Source organism: Aestuariivirga sp. (assembly GCF_965227715.1).
Lineage (GTDB): Bacteria > Pseudomonadota > Alphaproteobacteria > Rhizobiales > Aestuariivirgaceae > Aestuariivirga.
On record NZ_OZ245771.1, the window covers coordinates 2079072 to 2096254 of the forward strand.

Below are 17183 nucleotides of genomic sequence, written 5' to 3' on the forward strand. Positions count from 1 at the left end.
CTCAAGGAATATTGTCACGCAGATAGATGTCGATGCGGATCCGCTCCATCGAGTCGACCAGCGGCGCACGGTCCGTCTTGGACATCAGCACGCGGATGGCGCTCCTCACCTCATGGCCGGCATCCTGGTTGATGATGATGTCAATCGTGCCGTCGATCAACGCACGCCTCGTATCTTCCGTCAGCTCATGCGTGATGAATACGATGTCCCGCGCGCGCCCCGCCTGCTGCAATGCCGTGGCGATACCGGAAGAGCCTGCACCGACATTGTAGAGCCCGATCATGTCCGGGTGGTCCGCCAGCATCTGCTCCGCCACCTTCTGCACCTTCACGCGGTCGTCACGGCCTTCGCGCACCGGCAGCAGCACCAGGCTTGGAAAATCATGCGCCATCACCTGCTCGAAGCCGAACTGGCGCTCGATGTGATCGCGCAAGGCCAGCGAACCGGCAATGAGGCCCACCTTGCCCTCACGCCCGCACAGATAGCGGCCCATCAGCGTTGCCGCGGTGCGGCCTGCGGCGGAATTGTCGATGCCCACATAATGCGCGCGCCTGGAACTCGGAACATCCGACACGAGGGTCACGACGGAGACGCCGCGGTCCGACAGGGCGTTGATCGATTCGCGCACCCGCGGATCATCGAGTGCCACCACGGCCACGCCGTCATAGACGCTGCCGATCCCATCGAGCGCCGTGGCCAGCGTCTGCGCCACGAAGACATCCGCGTGGCGAAGGTCGATCACCACCTTCTCGCGCGCCATGCGCAAGGCTTCTGCCTTCACGGCCTCGCCCAGCGCGATCATGAAGGCGTTGGAGCCTTCCGGCAGAATAAAGCAGAAGCGGTATTCGCGGGCCCGCGCCAGCCGCGCGGCCAGCCGGTCCGGCTGGTAGTTGAGGCGCCGGATCGCCTTTTCCACGCGCTCCGCCGTCTTCTGGCGCACCGCCGCCCGGCCGTTCAGCACGCGATCGACCGTCGCGACGCTGACGCCCGCCTCTTCGGCGACATCTTCAATGGTGGCCCTGGACATGGCCCATCAAAGCCCGCCCGCAAAATTTCGTCAATTCCTGATAGGCGTCTATCAACGTCCCTCAGTCGACGGCCTTGACGGTGCCCTGGCGGTGATCACCCGAATAGATCTTGAAGCGCCCGATCTTTCGCTCCGCCACGTAGCGCCGCAGCATGGCGCGGGCCGCCTCATCGGGCAGCCTGTCCCAGGGGATCTCCTCGAAATCGGCGAGCACCGTGCGGCCGCGCGCATGCAACAGCGCCTCGCCCCTGTAATAGATGCATTGTTCGCGCGTGTCCGGGTTCTCGAACACGGCGAAGAGAAAGCCCAGTGTCGCGTCCATGCCTTCGCGCTGCAGCAACTCATGGAGGCGTGAAGCGCTGCCGTGCTGCGCCTCGCGGCCTACTTCGGGAAGCGCCAGGCCATTGGGGCGTGCCGGGTCAGGCAGCAGAATGAGGCGGTTGTCGCTTTCGAGGATCGCACCCACCACGGTGCGCCCGGAGGAGGAGGCGGCATTGACCGCCGCCTGCTCGAGGCCGAGCGTGATGTAATGCCCGCGGGCATAGCCCAGGGGATTGGCATCCGAATAGGAGAAGCCTTCGACATGGCCCATCAGGATGATGTGGTCGCCCGCGTCGATCACGCGGTAGCGCGCGCAGTCGAACCAGGCGGCGGAGCCTTCGATCAGCGGGTTTCCGAAGGGGCCCGGACGCCAGCGCGCCGCTTCGAACTTATCCGCCCGCTTCGAGGCGAAGAGCACGGAGGTATCCTTCTGCGCCTCTGAGAGGATGTTGACGGCAAAGCCCGTGGCCTGGCGGAAGACCTCCATGCTTGCCGCCGACTTGCCGATGCAGATCAGAAGCAGCGGCGGCTCAAGCGAGACGGAGGTGAAGCTGTTGGCGGTGAAGCCGCGGGGCGTTCCATCAACGCCCGCCGTTGTGACGATCGTGACGCCCGTTATGAAGCTGCCGAAGGCCGTGCGAAGTTCCCGGTTGTCGAAACTGCTGAGCCGCTCTGCCAGGAAAGTGGCAAGCTGCTCTGAAGCATCACCGGGGGCCGCAGCCCGGGCGCGGGGCCCGATGCCGGACAGCGCTCCAGCGTTTCCGCCAGAGATCAGCACAGGGCACAGGACAAGGCCGCCCGGCACCACTTCAGATTCCGCATCGATCAGGGCAAGGCGGCGCACACGTTCCGGAAAGCCCGCTGCGAAAGCCACGGCACAAGGGCCGGCCTCACCTTGGGCCACGATGTTGGCGGAGGTGATGGAAAGATCATCCAGAAGCAGCCGCAGCACATGGGGGCTTGTGCCGCCCGGTGCGTCCATCTCGATCACCCGGTGGGTGGAGGTGAATGCGTCCCCGCTGCCGTTCAGAAAGACGACTGCCTCGCCCTCACCGGACTCGCGGTAGCCGAGGCCGTTCACCGTTGTGGTTGTTTTCGTCATGATAGGCACTGGTCCGTCAGGCACGCGGAATGTTGAGCTTGATTCCCCTCCCCCTCGTGGTGGAGGGGGGCTCACGAGTGTGTCTCAGGCTTTTACCTTTGCCTGGGCGCGTTCGGCGAGGAGGTTTGTCAGCCAATCCGGGTCCATCTGCGGCACGGAGGAGAGGAGAAGTTCGGTGTAAGCCGGATAGGGCGGGTTCAGCACCTGCGTCTTCGGTCCCTGCTGCACCACCTTGCCGCGGTGCATGACCACGATCTCGTCCGAGATCGCGCGCACGGTTGCGATGTCATGGGTGATGAACAGGTAGGAGACGTTGGTGTCCTTCTGCAGCCGCATGAGAAGGGTCAGAATTTCTTCCTGCACGATCTGGTCGAGCGCGGAGGTCACCTCGTCGCAGATGATGATGTCCGGCTGGGCTCCCAGCGCGCGTGCAATGGAGATGCGCTGCTTCTGCCCGCCCGAAAGCTCGGTCGGGAGCCGGTCAATGTATTTTTCGCTCAGCTCGATTGAATCGAGCAGTTCCGCCACGCGCCGGTCAAGTGCTGCGCCCTTGATGCCATGATAGAACTCGATGGGACGGCCGATGATGTCCCGGATCGTCTGGCGCGGATTGAGGGACGTATCCGCCGACTGATAGATCATCTGAATGCGGCGGAGCGTATACTTGTCACGGTCTTTCAGCGCCTTGGGCAGCGGCTTGCCGTTGAACAGAATGTCACCTTTGGAGGGTGGCAGCAGGCCGGTGATGGCGCGGGCGAGCGTGGATTTGCCGGAGCCTGACTCGCCGACGACGGCCACGGTGCGGCCGCGCGGCAGCTTCACCGTCACATTGTCCAGAACCTTGACGACGCCCGAATAGCTCGCATCTACATTGCGGATGCTGAGAGTGATGTCTTCGCTGATCGATTCTTCCTTCTCGAGGCTGCGCACGGCCCAGAGCGTTTTGGTATAATCCTTCTTCGGCTCCTTCAGCATCTCACGCGTCGGGGCTTCCTCCACCTCGAGGCCGTGGCGCAGCACCATGATGCGGTCTGCCATCTGGGCCACCACCGCCAGATCATGGGTGATATAGATTGCGGCCGTGTGGAACTGCTCCACGATGTTGCGCATGGCGGCGAGGACTTCCACCTGCGTGGTCACGTCGAGCGCCGTCGTCGGTTCGTCGAAGATGATGAGGTCGGGGCGGCAGGACATGGCCATGGCCGTCATCGCGCGCTGCAATTGCCCGCCCGACACCTGGTGCGGAAAGCGGTCGCCAATATGCTCGGGATTGGGAAGCTGCAGGCGGCGGTAAAGATCAACCGCGTCCGAGACGGCCTTGTCACGCGTCATCAGCCCGTCGCGCACGGCGGTCTCGACAGTCTGGTCGATCAGCTTGTGAGCGGGGTTGAAGGCGGCGGCTGCACTTTGCGCCACATAGGCAATGCGCGCGCCCCAGAGCTGGCGCTTTTCAGCTTCCCCGGCGGCGCGCAGGTCAATGCCATCGAACAGAATGCTACCATCGACGATGCGGCAGCCCGGCCGTGCAAAGCCCATGGCGGCAAGACCGATCGTTGATTTGCCGGCACCCGATTCCCCGATGAGGCCCAGCACTTCGCCGCGCTTCAGCGTGAGGTCCACGCCCTTGACGATGGGGTGCCACACACCATCCGAGCTGCCTTCGATCTTGAGGCCCCGGATCTGGAGCAGCGCCTCGCCCTTGACGCGCTGCCTGTCGCTCTTCATCGCATCACTTTTCATCGCGAAGGCCACTCGTCTTGTGCAGGAACCAGTCCACCACGAAATTGATCGCGACGGTCAAGAGCGCAATCGCAATCGCGGGGTAGAAGGGCGCTGGAATGTAGGGGAAGGTCTTGACCGGGAAGGTGATGAGCGTCTTGCTTTCCGCCACCATGGACCCCCAATCCGCCGTGGGTGGCTGAATGCCGACCCCAAGGAAGGACAGTGCGGCGATCGTCAGGAAGACGAAGCAGAAGCGCAGGCCGAACTCGGTGATGAGCGGCGGCAGGATGTTGGGCAGCACTTCCTTGAAGACGATCCAGCCCATGCCTTCGCCGCGCAGCTTGGCGGATTCGACATAATCCATCACCACCACATTGAGGGCGGTGGCGCGCGCCAGCCGGAACACACGCGTCGAATCCAGCAAGGCGAGGATCAAAATGAGGTTGAGGATGCTCTTGCCGAAGACGGCGAGCAGCATCAGCGCGAAAATAAGAACGGGAATGGCCAGGAAGGCATCGACGATGCGCGAAATGCCCTGGTCCAGCCAGCCACGCTTCAGCGCCGTCAAGACGCCCAGCGTACCGCCAATGCCGAAGGACAGCAGAGTGGTGATGAAGGCGATGCCGATGGTGTTGCGTGCGCCATAGATCAGGCGGGAGAACATGTCGCGCCCGATCTGGTCGGTGCCGAGCCAGAATTCGGGGCCAGAGGGCTGGTAGGCCCGGCCCACCACCTGTGCCTCGCCATAGGGTGCGATCAGCGGCGCGAAGATGGCGGCGAAGACATAGATCACGATCACGATCATGCCAAACCAGGCGCTGATCGGGGCCGTGGCCAAAGCGCGCTTGACGTTCTGCAGCAGGCTGCGGCGGGCGCGGACGGAGCGGAGGTCGGTGGCTTGCGCTGTCATTTGGGGTGCAACAATCGCGGATTGGTGATGATCGACACGATGTCCGCCGAGAGATTGAGGAGGATGTAGGTCGCCGCGAAGATCAGCGCGCAGGCCTGCACCACCGGCATGTCACGGCTCGAGACCGAGTCCACCATCAATTGCCCGATGCCGGGATAGACGAAGACCACTTCAACCACGACAACACCAACCACGAGATAGGCCAGATTGAAGGCAATGACCGTGGCAATGGGCGCCCAGGCATTTGGCAGCGCGTGCCTGACGATGGCCTCGCGGCGGGGAACGCCTTTGAGCTGCGCCATTTCCATATAGGGGCTGGAGAGAAGGTTGATGAGGGCCGCCCTCGTCATGCGCATCATATGCGCCACGATGACCAGGGTCAGCGTGAGGGCTGGCAGCGCCGCCCGGTACATATGCTCGAAGAAGGGGGTCGAGTCCGAGACGGTGGAGAGCGAATAGAACCAGCGGTGCTTGATGGCGAAGAAGAACATCAGCAGATAGGCGATGAAGAATTCGGGCGTCGCGATGGTCGTCAGCGTTACCGAATTGACGATCCGGTCATACCAGCTGTTGCGGTAGAGTGCGGCCAGCACGCCGAGGGCCAGGGACAGCGGCACGGCCACGATGGCCGTCATGATGGCGAGGAAGAAGGTGTTGTAGAGCCGGGGCGCAATCAGGTCCGTCACGCTGCGCTTGATGGTGCCGCCCAGGCCTGCATAGGAGTAACCGAAGTTCCCCTGCAGAATGTTGCCGATCCATTCGAGGTAGCGAATGGTGGCGGGGCGGTCCAGCCCGATTTGATGATTGAAGGCGGCGACCGTTTCAGGTGTCGCGCCTTGGCCCAGGATGGCTTCCGCGAAGCCACCCGGCAGCATTTCAAGAGACCCGAAAATGACGATCGACACAACGAAGAGTGTCAGCAATCCGAGTCCCAAGCGCTGCAGAACGGTTTTGAGAACCGGATGCATTGCTCTCCCCAAGTTGGGCTTCTGTGGCCCGCTCAGTCAACACTAGCAGATGTGTCAGTGTTGCTACAGCAAAATGATAGGGGCCGGACTGCAAATTGCAGTCCGGCCCCCGACATTTGAATGGCTGTTACCGTCAAATCACGACGTGTACCACCAGCGCTCGGCAACGCGCATGCCATCGAGCTGCCAGTTGGCCGCCACTTTGCCGTGGCCCAGGTTCTTCACATGCGCTTCCACATATGAGTTGAACAGCATGTTCACCAGCCCGCCATCGTCATGCAGGATCTGCTGCATTTCGGCATACATGGCGGCACGCTTGGCTTCGTCCGTCTCGGAGCGGGCGGCGATGAGGAGCTCGTTGAACTTCGCGTTCTTCCAGAACGTGTCGTTCCAGGCGGCATCGGAGGCATAGGCCGTGGTCATCATCCAGTCGACGGTCGGGCGGCCGCTCCAGTAAGAGGCAACGAAGGGCTTCTTGAGCCAGACATTGTCCCAATAGCCGTCCTCCGGCTCCTTGATGACGTTGATGTCGATGTTGCAGGCCTTGGCCGCCTCCTTCCACAGCAGGGCGGAGTCGACGGCGCCGGCAAAGGCGGCATCGGCCACGGAGAGATCGAAGCTCAGGCTGTCGAGGCCGGCCTTCTTGAGATGTTCCTTGGCCTTGTCCGGATTGTAGCTGTGCTTGGGCTGCGGATCGACGGCGAACTTGACCGTGGGGGCAATGGGGTTGTCGTTGCCCACCGTGCCGTGGCCCAGGAACACCTTCTCCAGAATGTCGTCACGGTTCATCGAATATTTGATGGCGAGACGAACATTCACATCGTCAAACGGCTTCTGCGTCACGTTCATCACATAGATATAGTGGCCGTAGCCGGTGATTTCGGAGACGGTGAAGTCCGTGTTGGACTTGAGCTGATCGAGCGTCTTCAGGTCGCAGCGGTCCATATACTGGATTTCGCCCGAGAGCAGCGCATTGGTGCGCGCGGCAGAATCCTTGATCGAAAGGAACTGGACAGCGTCGAACCAGCCCTTGCCGGGCTTGTAGTAGTTCTCATTCTTGGTGAAGGAGGCCTGGACGCCGGGCTCGAACTTCTCGAGCTTGTAGGCGCCGGTGCGGATGCCGGATTCCCAGTCAACCGACCCGTCATCCTTCTTCGGCATGATGGGCATGTGATAGTCGGAGACGGTGTAGGGGAAGTCAGCGTTCCCGCCGGAGAGCTCGAAGACCACCGTGTCGGGCCCATCGGACTTGAGGACAACGATTTCCTTAAGAAGCGACTTTGCAGCCGACTTCGAATTCTCGCCACGGTGATGCTGGAGCGAGGCCACCACATCATCAGCCGTCACCGGCTTGCCGTTGTGGAAGGTGACACCCTTCCTGACCTTGAACACCCACTTCTTGGCGCCCTCGGAGGACTCGAAGGATTCGGCGATGTCGCCCACCACGTTGCCGTCGGCGTCGATCTCGGTGAGGCTGTTCGCCAGCGTTCCCCACAGGGCGGTGCCGGTGAACTGGTCGGGATAGGTGCCGGGGTCCATCGAGTCCGTGGTGGCGCCGTGGCCCACGCCGATCTTGAAGGTGCCGCCCTTCTTGGGCTCATCGGCCCAGGCCTTGGTGAACATGCCATTGGCCGCCGCCAGGGTCACGCCCGAGGCAAGAGCCAGCTGGGTGAATTCACGCCGGCTGATGCGGCCGCGTACCGCCTGGCTGAGCGCCGCATTCAGCTTGTGCTGCAGTTCGTTCATCGAAATCTTCTCCCTGAAGCCGGGCGTCCCGGCCAATGTTTTTTCCCCGTCCGGCGCGTGTGCTGTTTCCGCCTCCTCGGCGGCCAGCTTAGCTGCTGGCACGCTCGGGAGTTACTGCCGTCCGCCGAACAGGTTCACACGACGAAGAGACCCCGTCAATCGCTTGACGGGGTCCCAATGTTACAAAGCAATCATATTGGTGCCGGCGGATTACGCCATCCACCAACGCTCATACATGAAGCCGCCGTCATGGTCGAAATCGGTGTTGAATTCGCCATGGCCGACCGCATTGGAGAGCGCGCCGACGTAGTTGTTGAACATCAGCACGATCTGTCCGCTGTCGTCATGGACGAGCTGCTGGCACTCGGCATACATCGCCTGGCGCTTGGCTTCGTCCGTCTCCGCACGGGCCGCGACGAGCAGCTCGTTGAAGCGCGGGTTCTTCCACTTGGTGTCGTTCCAGGCAGCGTCTGCCGCCATGGAGATCGAGAGGAAGGAATCCGCGGTCGGGCGGCCACCCCAGTAGCACTGGCACCAGGGCTTCTTGATCCAGACGTTATCCCAGTAGCTGTCGTTCGGCTCGCGCACGACATTGATTTCGATGCCGGCAGCCTTGGCCTGGTCAGCCATCAGCAGTGCTGCATCGACGCCGCCGGGGAAGGCTGCATCCGAGGCCGAGAGATCGACCTTGAGGTTTTCCATGCCGGCCTTCTTGAGCAGCGCCTTGGCCTTGTCCGGATCATAGGTGTAGACCGGCTCAGGCTGGATCGCATACTTGAGCGAAGGTGCCAGCATGTTGTCATTGCCCGGCGAGCCATAGCCGTAGAGGATCTTGTCCACCAGTTCCTGGCGGTTGATCGCCCACTTGATGGCCTGGCGCACTTCGACCTTGTCGAAGGGTGCGGCATCGACCAGCATCGGCGCGGAATAAAGCGCGGTGCCCGACACATTGTAGAGGGCCGTATCCGGCGCGTTCTTCAGCATGTCGATGGTCTTGAGGTCGGCACGGTCGATGAAGTGCACTTCGCCTGAGAGATAGGCGTTGGTGCGGGCGGCCACGTCGATGATCGACAAGAGCTCGATCCCGTCGAAATAGGTGGTGCCGAAATAATTGGGGTTGCGCTCGGCCGTCATCTTGATGCCGGGCTCGAAGGACTTGAGCACGTAGGGACCAGCGCCGATTCCCTTCTCCCACTGAATCTTGCCGCCCTCGGAAGGATACATGGCAAGGTGATAGTCGGAGAGCAGGTAGGGGAAGTCCGCGTTGCCGCCGTTCAGTTCGAAGACCACCGTGTCCGGGCCATCGGCCTTCACCGACACGAGGTTCGAGAGCACGCCCTTGGCAGGCGACTTCGAGTCCGGTCCGATGTGGTAGTTGATGGTGGCGACCACGTCATCGGCGGTCAGCGTCTTGCCATTGTGGAAGGTGATGCCCTTGCGGAGCTTGACGACCCACTTCTTGGCGCCATCCGAAGGCTCGAGGCTTTCGGCAACGTGCGGCACGACTTCGTTCTTCTGGTTGATCTGCACGAGCGGCGCGCCCATGACGGACTTGCCCCAGGCGAAGGTGAAGCCGTTGGACCATGTGGCGGGATCCAGCGAGTCGGTCGTCTGGCCGTGGCCGACGGCGGCCTTGAACACGCCGCCCTTCTTGGGCTCGGCGCGGGCGGCGCGGGCGAACAGGGTGTTGGCTGCGGCCAGCGTCATGCCGGTGGCCATTGCGAACTGGATGAAATCGCGGCGTGACAGCTTCCCGAGGCCCACGGCCTTCTGGGCTGCTTTCATCTTGCTCTCTAATTCCGTCATACGTCTCTCTCCATAAGTGACCGGTCAGTCTTGCGGCTGGGTTTGGGATCGGATGCGGGCGGGATGTGCGATTGCCACATCCCCTGCCTTAAGTCCTCCGCCTCTCCCTTGTCCGTTCTTCTTTATGCTTGGGGCCTTTGCGGCCCTATTTTCCGTGAACCTGTCACGGGGATGGTTGTCCGTCAATCAGAGTTGCACGGTCCCATGGTGAATACTACTAACGAATTGGACAGGTTTCGGCGCAAATACGACGTCGGCCGCAGAAACCGTCAGGCCTTGATGTCACCCGGCGCCACCTTGTAGGTGGTGGAGCAGAATTCACAGGTGACGGTGATTTCGCCATTCTCCACCATGTCCGCCTGGTCCTCCGCCGGAAACCGTGCCAGCATGCTGGTGATGCTCTCCTGGGAGCAGCTGCAGTAACGCTCAACCGGGGTCGCCGGATAAACGGTCACCCCATCCTCGTGGTAAAGCCGGAATAGCAGTTCCTCGGCGGTGAGCAGCGGGTCCAGCAGCTCATGGTCTTCCGCGGTATCGAGCAGAAGCCTGGCCTTCACCCAATCGTCATTCTCGTCCGGGGGCGCATCGGCTCCTGGCGGGGCATCGCCCGAGTGGGTTGGAAGCGGGCTGATGCCGCCATCGCGCGGCAGGTGCTGCACCATGACAGCGCCTGCCCGCCAGCTTTCCACCTTGCTGCCGCGCTGGAGAAGTGGGCCCGCCGCCATGCGGATGCGGGTGGGGATCTGCTCGGATTTCTCGAAATAGCTGTGGGCCGCTGCCGTTAGGTCATTTCCATCCAGTGGAACGATGCCCTGGTAGCGTTCCATATCCTGCCCCTGGTCCACCGTCATCGCGAGATAGCCGGTTCCAAGAAGGCTGGCCTGGTCGGGGTTGGTGAGTGCTGCAACGCGCGCCGCATCGAAACGGGCATAGCCCCTCACCTTGCCGGGCGAAACATAGTCCGCCACCAGAATGTCGACGGGGCCATCGGATTTGGTCTGGAGGATGAACTTGCCATCGAACTTCAGCATCGCGCCCAGCATGGCGGCAAGGGACACAGCCTCCGCCAGGAGAGCCGAAACAGGGGCCGGATAGGCATGGCGGTGCAGAATGTCGTCAACCGCCGGGCCCAGCCGCACCACGCGGCCGCGAACGCCAAGGGGCTTGATCTCGAAGGGCAGCACCAGGTCGTCCGGCAGGGGCACGAAATCCGCCGTCATCATGCACCCAGACAATGGAGAAGAATGGACTTCTGCACATGCAGGCGGTTTTCCGCCTCATCGAAAATCAGCGAATTGGGACTGTCCATCACCTCATCCGTCACCTCTTCGCCGCGGTGGGCGGGAAGGCAGTGCATGAACTTGGCATTTGGCCTGGCCCGCTCCATCAGCTGCCGGTTGACCTGATAGGGCCTCAGCAGATTGTGGCGGCTGGCGGCGTCCTTGTCATGCATCGAAACCCAGGCATCGGTGATCACGCAGTCCGCACCCTCGACGGCCTCTTCCGGAGAGGTGGTGAGGGTCACATCGGCACCGTGCGAGCGTGCCCAGGACAGCACTGCGCGAGACGGTGCAAGCTCCTGCGGGGCGCCGATCCGCAGCTTTCCACCCATGCAACCAACTGCATGTATCCAGGACGCGGCGACGTTGTTGCCGTCACCCACCCAGCTTACGGTCAAGTCCTTGAGCGGTGCCACATGTTCCTCGAGCGTCATGACATCCGCCATCACCTGGCAGGGGTGGGTCAGGGGCGTCAAGCCGTTGATCACGGGAACGGTGGCGGCAGCGGCCAGTTCCGCCAGGTTCGAATGCTGCGCGGCGCGGATCATGATCGCATCCACATAGCGTGAGAGAACCCGCGCCGTATCGGCAATCGTTTCGCCGCGGCCCAGTTGCATATCGGTTGAGGAGAGCACCAGCGTCTCGCCGCCCAGCTGCCGCATGCCGACTTCGAAGGACACGCGGGTCCTGGTCGAGGGCCGCTCGAAGATCAGCGCCAGCATGCGGCCCTTCAGGGGTTCGTCCTTCTCGCGCAGGCCCTTGGGCAGGCCCCGGCGCGCATCCTTCATGGCGCGCGCCTTGGCGATGATGGCGTTGAGCGTCACCGCGTCAAAATCGGAGATATCGAGAAAATGCTTCGGAACTGTCATCTGCTGGTCCTCAGGCCGAAGCCCTGACCTCGAGCGCGCGTGCGGCGCGGTCGAGCTTGTCGACGGCTTCGGAGATATCCGCATCCGTCACGATCAAGGGGGGCAGCAGGCGCACCACATTGTCTCCCGCCCCGATGGTGAGGAGATGCTGATCGAGTGCCGCTGCCTGAAACGCCGTATTCGGAACCTTGCATTTGATGCCCACCATCAGCCCCTCGCCCCGGATATCCGCGATGATCGTGGGGTGCTGATCCTTCAGGCCCGCAAGCTTCTGCTTCAAGGTGAGCGCGCGCTGCTGAACACTGTCCAGAAACCCTGGCGCCAGCACCACATCCAGCACGGCATTGCCCACCGCGGTTGCCAGTGGATTGCCGCCGAAGGTGGAGCCATGCGTCCCCGCCGTCATGCCCTTCGCCGCTTCTTCCGTGGCCAGGCACGCGCCCAGCGGGAAGCCGCCGCCAATGCCCTTGGCAATGGCCATGATATCGGGCGTGATCCCCGCCCACTCATGGGCGAAGAGCTTGCCGGTGCGGCCGATGCCGCATTGCACTTCGTCGAAGATCAGAAGAATGCCGTGCTCGTCGCACAGGGCGCGCAGGCCCCGCAGGCATTGCGGCGGAACCGGCCTGATGCCGCCCTCGCCCTGCACCGGCTCGATCAGGATGGCTGCCGTCTCCGGCCCGATCGCCGTCTTCAGCGCGTCATGATCGCCAAAGGGCAGCTGATCGAAGCCTTCAACCTTGGGGCCAAAGCCTTCGAGATATTTCGCCTGGCCGCCGGCCGCAATTGTCGCCAGGGTGCGGCCGTGGAAGGCGCCCTCGAAGGTAATGATGCGGAACTTCTCCGGGTGTCCGTTCGCCGAATGATACTTCCGCGCCATCTTGATCGCGCATTCCAGCGCCTCGGCGCCGGAATTGGTGAAGAACACCGTATCCGCGAAGGTCGCATCGATCAGGCGCTGCGCCAGCTTCTCCTGGCCCGGCATCTGGTAGAGGTTGGACGTATGCCAGATCTTCTGGGCTTGATCGGTCAGGGCCATCACCAGATGCGGGTGGGAATGCCCGCAGCTCGTCACCGCCACGCCGGCGCCGAAATCGAGGTAGGCCTCGCCCTCAGGAGTAAAGACGCGCACCCCCTCCCCGCGCTCGAAAGCGACTTTCGCTCTGGCATAGGTGGGGAGAACGGGCGTGATCATGGCGGAACCTTAAGGCTGGAAATCAAAAGGCGCCCGCCGGTCAAGGTGGGCGCCACAAGCCAAAAAGCTTATAAATCCAAGGCGCTCCGCGGTCAATCGCAGCTTGGGCCCTGCAGTGATTCACGGGGCCCATGCCGTGATTCACGGTTGTCCACACTGAGTCAAAACAGCGCATGGACCCCTGATTCCTTCGGCTGATAAGGTTTCTTTAACCGAGGCCCAAGACCGGAAACTGGGGAAAACGATCCCGATTCCCGCTCTGAAGGTTGCGGTCGAGTCACCGCGTATTGTAGTGTCCGGGCAATCAGCTACGAGATGTAGCGGCCAACAGTCAGTTTAGTGGATTAACACGCCGGGACGGAGCGGGTCCGGCGAGGCATGAGGGATTCCGTTGATCGAACAGCAGGAAATCAATCTAGGAGGGGCGAAATTGTCCTGGACAGATGAGCGCGTGGAGCTTCTCAAAAAGCTCTGGACGGAAGGCTTGAGCGCCAGCCAGATTGCCGGAAGGCTGGGTTCGGGTGTGACCCGCAATGCCGTGATCGGCAAGGTTCACCGCCTCAACCTCTCGGGCCGGGTGCAACAGCAGCGCGCCACACAGCCCCGCCAGCCAAGGAAGCAGCGCGAGCCCAGCCTGGCGCCGCGTGCGGGCGGCAGCGGCATGCCGAGCCTGCCGATTGCCGGCACCTCGGCCCTCAAGCCCATGATGCGCGCCGAAGTGCACGCCCGCCCTGCCGCAATCCCAGAGCCGCAGCCCTTGCGCCTGGTGGACCTGCCGCAGGATGGCCGGGTCACGATCCTCCACCTCTCCGACAAGACCTGCAAATGGCCGATCGGCGACCCCGGCAGCGAGGAATTCTGCTTCTGCGGCCATGGCCCCCGCGATGGCTCACCCTATTGTGAATATCATGCACGGCTGGCCTACCAGCCCATGCAGGACCGGCGGAACCGCAAACTCTCCTTCGGCTGAGGAAGCGTCAGCGCAGGGTTTCGACCTTGTCCATGAAGCGCTTCACGCGGGCTTCATCAACGGCATTCCAGGTGATGCCATCCACCTTGAAATGGGTGCCGATGATGACGCCGCTTGCGAGAGCAAGCGTGTCCGTCACATTGTCGATTGTCACACCCGTATTGGCGAAGACCGGCACATCCTTCACCGTGTCGCAGACCTTGCGGAGCTGAGACTGGTCAGCGGGCTCTCCCGTGACGGGGCCCGACACGAGGATCGCATCCGCCAGCGAGGAGAAGACCGCGCTGCGGGCGCGCAGTTCGATCGGCCGCTCGTCGAGGGAGTAAGCAAACTCGGCATTGATGTTGTAGAGCAGCTTCAGGTCAGCGCGGCCGAGATTGCGCCTGAGCCTCGCAGGCGTTGCGGCATCGGGCGCCCAGACGCCCATGTCGGAGGCGAAGACGCCGGTGAAGATTTCCCGCACGAAGCTTGCCCCCGTGGCGGCGGCAATGGCGACGCTGGCCGTCGGGTCCCACAGATAATTGACGCCGAAGGGCACCTTGATCATGGACTTCAGCGCGCTCACCACTGCGGTCATGGCGGCGGTTGATTCCGGCGTGGCCTTGAGCAGGTAGGGCCTGTCATTCTCGTTGCCGAACATGATGGCGTCGACGCCGCCTGCCTGAAGCTTCTCGATGTCGGCGGCAACACCGTCGATCAGCTTGTTCATGCCGCCCTTCTCGTCATAGAGGGGGGAACCTGGCATGGCGCCGATGTGCGCCATGGCGATGATCACCTTCTTCTTGCTGCCAAAGAAATCGAAAACCATTTGCCTCTGCTCCCGGAACGGCGTTCCCTGCGCCCGCCAACGGACCGGCGGTTTAGGCGGCAATCCTTTCAAATTCAAACATTATCGGGCTGCGGCGTATGCAATACGGGTTGCCACGGCACGCAAACCCACTCAAAAGCAATTGATGAAGACTGGCCAGCCACGCACGCACCACACGCTTGGCATTTTACTCCTCATTGCGGCGGTCAGCTGTTTCGGGGCGGTGGATGGCTTCAGCAAGATCCTGATCGGCAGCCAGTCCTTCGGCCAGATCATGCTGGCGCGCTATGCCCCGGCCCTTGCCGTTCTGCTGCTCGCCACCGGACCCCGCAACTTGCAAGGGCTGTTCGCCACCAAGCGGCCTGGGCTTCAGATCATCCGCGGGCTGACGCCCGTCTTCGTGGGCGGGTTGATGGTCTTCGCGGTGCGCTACCTTCCGCTGGCGGAGGCGACCGTCATCCTCTTTGCTGGACCGTTCATCGTGGTGGCGCTGTCGGGCTGGATGCTGGGCGAGCATGTGGATGCCTCAAGCTGGGTTGGTGTTGCCATCGGCTTTCTGGCGGTGCTGTTCGTGGCCCGGCCGGGCCTCGATGCGCTGTCGGTCTATACGATCTTTCCGGCGCTTGCGGCCGTCTTCTATGCCCTGCTGCAATTGCTGAGCCGCCAGCTGGGTGCAGCGGGCGAGAGCCCGGGCACCACGCTCGCCTGGACGCTGCTGGTCGGCACCGCCGTTTCACTGCCGGTAGCGCTGATGGACTGGCGCGCGATTGACCTGTCGAACGCGCTGGTGTTTCTGGCGCTGGGCGCGAGTTTCGGCTGGGGGCAGCATTTTCTGGCGCGGGCGTTTTCCCTGGCGCCGGCAAATGTGCTCTCGCCCTTCAGCTATTTCCAGATCCTCTCGGCCGCGATCTTCGGCGTCCTGGTGTTCCACAACGTCCCGGATGTCTGGACGCTCATCGGCATCGCCATGATCTTGGGCGCTGGCCTCTATGTGTTCGGCCGCAGGTCGCGGATCAGGGCCTGAGGGGCTCAGCCGGCCTTGCCGAAGCGCTCGTCGAAGGAATAGCCCATGCCGCGCACAGTGCGGATGGGGTCAAGCTCACGGCCACGGCTCAAGGATTTCCGCAGGCGGCCCACATGGACGTCCACCGTGCGCTCGTCCACATAAACATCATGGCCCCACACGGTGTCCAGGAGCTGGGCGCGGGAATAGACGCGGCCCGGGTTCTGCATCAAATGTTCGAGCAGGCGGAACTCGGTGGGCGAGAGGTTGATGTCGCGCGCCGCGCGGGTCACCCGCCTGGTTTTGCGGTCGAGCGAAAGTTCACCGGCTTTCAGCTGGTCCGCCACGGCCTCGGGCCTCGCACGCCGCAGAATGGTGCGGATGCGGGCCAGAAGCTCCGGCACGGAGAAAGGCTTCACCATATAGTCGTCAGCGCCGGTGGCGAGGCCCCGCACGCGTTCGGCCTCCTCGCTGCGGGCGGTCAGCATGATGATCGGAATGTCACGCGTTTCGGGCTTGGCCCGAAGCAGCCTGCAGACTTCGATTCCCGACATGCCGGGCAGCATCCAGTCCAGCAGGATCAGGTCGGGGCGCTCCTCACCGATGAGCGGGGCCACGTCCTCGCCATCCGCGGTGTGGCGCACCCGGTAACCCTCGGACTCGAGGTTGTAGCTGAGGAGGATCTGGATCGGCTCCTCGTCTTCAACGACCAGGATCGATGCACTCATGTCTCATCTGGCCTTTCGGGATCGATGCGGAGCGAGCTGGTCACGTCCTTCTTGGGACGGCCCTCGGCCAGGGGCTTGCCATGCACGAGATAATGGATGTTCTCCGCGATGTTCGTCGCGTGGTCGCCGATCCGCTCCATGTTCTTGGCGCCGAACAGCAGATGCGTGCAGAGGCTGATGTTGCGCGGATCTTCCATCATATAGGTCAGAAGCTCGCGGAAGATCGAATTATAGAGCGCATCCAGATCCTCGTCCGAGCGCCAGACTTCCATGGCGAGAAAGGCATCGGAGCGCGAATAGGCATCGAGAATGTTCTTGAGTTCGGACTGCGCGAGGCGGCCCATGCGCGTCACGCCTGACATCAGCTTCCGCGGCAGCTGATCCGACATGGCATGGGTGCGCTTTGCCGTGTTCTTGGCAAGGTCCCCGATGCGTTCGAGATCGGAGGCAACGCGGATTGCCACCATGATTTCGCGCAGGTCGCGCGCCATGGGCTGGCGCTTGGCGATGGTGGCGATCGCCTTCTCCTCCACCTGATGCTCCAGCACGTCCACGCGCTCGTCATTCTGGATCACCCGGTCGGCGAGTGTGGTGTCCCGGCGCGACAGCGCGTCGATGGCGTCATCGAGCTGCTGCTCCACCAGGCCGCCCATCTGCGCCAGCATCATCTTGAGCTGGGACAGATCCTCGTCATAGGCCTTCACGATATGGTCCGACATGTCAGTTCT

15 protein-coding genes are annotated in these 17183 nt (G+C 62.6%); 2 read left to right on the forward strand and 13 right to left on the reverse strand.

Going from position 1 to position 17183, the window contains the following annotated elements:
- Position 1: 1 nt before the first annotated feature.
- The 10 genes from ACO06F_RS09760 to ACO06F_RS09805 all read right to left on the reverse strand — a co-directional run bounded on the left by ACO06F_RS09760 (position 2) and on the right by ACO06F_RS09805 (position 12946).
- Positions 2-1027, reverse strand: coding sequence for a LacI family DNA-binding transcriptional regulator (locus ACO06F_RS09760; RefSeq protein ID WP_421696490.1), 1026 nt, complete (start codon positions 1025-1027; stop codon positions 2-4).
- A 61-nt stretch (positions 1028-1088) separates the two neighbouring features.
- Positions 1089-2450: a flavin reductase gene (locus ACO06F_RS09765; RefSeq protein WP_421696491.1), complete on the reverse strand. Its 1362-nt coding sequence runs from the start codon at positions 2448-2450 to the stop codon at positions 1089-1091.
- An 84-nt stretch (positions 2451-2534) separates the two neighbouring features.
- Positions 2535-4175, reverse strand: a complete 1641-nt coding sequence (locus tag ACO06F_RS09770) for an ABC transporter ATP-binding protein (protein WP_421696492.1) — start codon at positions 4173-4175, stop codon at positions 2535-2537.
- Between the two features lie 4 nt (positions 4176-4179).
- Complete coding sequence (locus ACO06F_RS09775; protein ID WP_421696493.1) at positions 4180-5082, reverse strand: ABC transporter permease; 903 nt, start codon at positions 5080-5082, stop codon at positions 4180-4182.
- Complete coding sequence (locus ACO06F_RS09780) at positions 5079-6050, reverse strand: ABC transporter permease (RefSeq protein ID WP_421696494.1); 972 nt, start codon at positions 6048-6050, stop codon at positions 5079-5081. The genes ACO06F_RS09775 and ACO06F_RS09780 overlap by 4 nt, the downstream gene beginning before the upstream one ends.
- Positions 6051-6188: 138 nt before the next feature.
- Entirely contained in the window at positions 6189-7796 is a 1608-nt protein-coding gene (locus ACO06F_RS09785; protein WP_421696495.1) for an ABC transporter substrate-binding protein, read from the reverse strand.
- A gap of 210 nt (positions 7797-8006) precedes the next feature.
- Positions 8007-9581 (reverse strand): ABC transporter substrate-binding protein, encoded by a 1575-nt coding sequence (locus ACO06F_RS09790; protein ID WP_421696496.1) that lies wholly within the window; start codon positions 9579-9581, stop codon positions 8007-8009.
- 290 nt (positions 9582-9871) lie between these two features.
- Positions 9872-10825 carry an Hsp33 family molecular chaperone gene (locus tag ACO06F_RS09795; RefSeq protein WP_421696497.1) on the reverse strand — a complete coding sequence of 318 codons (954 nt, stop codon included), beginning with the start codon at positions 10823-10825 and terminating at the stop codon, positions 9872-9874.
- Entirely contained in the window at positions 10822-11751 is a 930-nt protein-coding gene (gene argF, locus ACO06F_RS09800; protein WP_421696498.1) for an ornithine carbamoyltransferase, read from the reverse strand. The genes ACO06F_RS09795 and argF overlap by 4 nt, the downstream gene beginning before the upstream one ends.
- A 10-nt stretch (positions 11752-11761) precedes the next feature.
- The gene (locus tag ACO06F_RS09805) at positions 11762-12946 is read right to left on the reverse strand and encodes an aspartate aminotransferase family protein (RefSeq protein WP_421696499.1); all 1185 of its coding nucleotides are present in this window, start codon (positions 12944-12946) and stop codon (positions 11762-11764) included.
- A gap of 430 nt (positions 12947-13376) precedes the next feature.
- On the opposite strand from ACO06F_RS09805, the gene ACO06F_RS09810 reads away from it, so the two are divergent.
- The gene (locus tag ACO06F_RS09810; RefSeq protein ID WP_421696500.1) at positions 13377-13916 is read left to right on the forward strand and encodes a GcrA family cell cycle regulator; all 540 of its coding nucleotides are present in this window, start codon (positions 13377-13379) and stop codon (positions 13914-13916) included.
- A 7-nt stretch (positions 13917-13923) separates the two neighbouring features.
- Here ACO06F_RS09810 and ACO06F_RS09815 read toward each other — a convergent pair whose 3' ends face one another.
- Entirely contained in the window at positions 13924-14724 is an 801-nt protein-coding gene (locus ACO06F_RS09815) for a BtpA/SgcQ family protein (protein WP_421696501.1), read from the reverse strand.
- A gap of 145 nt (positions 14725-14869) precedes the next feature.
- Here ACO06F_RS09815 and ACO06F_RS09820 point away from each other — a divergent pair, with 145 nt between their 5' ends.
- Positions 14870-15748, forward strand: coding sequence for a DMT family transporter (locus tag ACO06F_RS09820; protein WP_421696502.1), 879 nt, complete (start codon positions 14870-14872; stop codon positions 15746-15748).
- 5 nt (positions 15749-15753) lie between these two features.
- Here the strand turns inward: ACO06F_RS09820 and phoB are convergent, their stop codons facing one another.
- Entirely contained in the window at positions 15754-16455 is a 702-nt protein-coding gene (phoB, locus tag ACO06F_RS09825) for a phosphate regulon transcriptional regulator PhoB (RefSeq protein WP_421696503.1), read from the reverse strand.
- Entirely contained in the window at positions 16452-17174 is a 723-nt protein-coding gene (gene phoU, locus ACO06F_RS09830) for a phosphate signaling complex protein PhoU (RefSeq protein WP_421696504.1), read from the reverse strand. Before phoU ends, phoB begins: the two co-directional genes overlap by 4 nt.
- Between the last annotated feature and the right edge of the window lie 9 nt (positions 17175-17183).

Excerpts from the sequence above, each read along its gene's own strand:
- argF (WP_421696498.1), bottom strand. The coding sequence starts at position 11,751 with ATGACAGTTCCGAAGCATTTTCTCGATATCTCCGATTTTGACGCGGTG.
- ACO06F_RS09770 (WP_421696492.1), bottom strand. The coding sequence starts at position 4,175 with ATGAAGAGCGACAGGCAGCGCGTCAAGGGCGAGGCGCTGCTCCAGATC.
- ACO06F_RS09785 (WP_421696495.1), bottom strand. The coding sequence starts at position 7,796 with ATGAACGAACTGCAGCACAAGCTGAATGCGGCGCTCAGCCAGGCGGTA.
- ACO06F_RS09760 (WP_421696490.1), bottom strand. The coding sequence starts at position 1,027 with ATGTCCAGGGCCACCATTGAAGATGTCGCCGAAGAGGCGGGCGTCAGC.
- ACO06F_RS09790 (WP_421696496.1), bottom strand. The coding sequence starts at position 9,581 with ATGAAAGCAGCCCAGAAGGCCGTGGGCCTCGGGAAGCTGTCACGCCGC.
- ACO06F_RS09775 (WP_421696493.1), bottom strand. The coding sequence starts at position 5,082 with ATGACAGCGCAAGCCACCGACCTCCGCTCCGTCCGCGCCCGCCGCAGC.
- ACO06F_RS09815 (WP_421696501.1), bottom strand. The coding sequence starts at position 14,724 with ATGGTTTTCGATTTCTTTGGCAGCAAGAAGAAGGTGATCATCGCCATG.
- ACO06F_RS09765 (WP_421696491.1), bottom strand. The coding sequence starts at position 2,450 with ATGACGAAAACAACCACAACGGTGAACGGCCTCGGCTACCGCGAGTCC.
- ACO06F_RS09820 (WP_421696502.1), top strand. The coding sequence starts at position 14,870 with ATGAAGACTGGCCAGCCACGCACGCACCACACGCTTGGCATTTTACTC.
- phoB (WP_421696503.1), bottom strand. The coding sequence starts at position 16,455 with ATGAGTGCATCGATCCTGGTCGTTGAAGACGAGGAGCCGATCCAGATC.
- ACO06F_RS09780 (WP_421696494.1), bottom strand. The coding sequence starts at position 6,050 with ATGCATCCGGTTCTCAAAACCGTTCTGCAGCGCTTGGGACTCGGATTG.
- ACO06F_RS09805 (WP_421696499.1), bottom strand. The coding sequence starts at position 12,946 with ATGATCACGCCCGTTCTCCCCACCTATGCCAGAGCGAAAGTCGCTTTC.
- phoU (WP_421696504.1), bottom strand. The coding sequence starts at position 17,174 with ATGTCGGACCATATCGTGAAGGCCTATGACGAGGATCTGTCCCAGCTC.
- ACO06F_RS09795 (WP_421696497.1), bottom strand. The coding sequence starts at position 10,825 with ATGATGACGGCGGATTTCGTGCCCCTGCCGGACGACCTGGTGCTGCCC.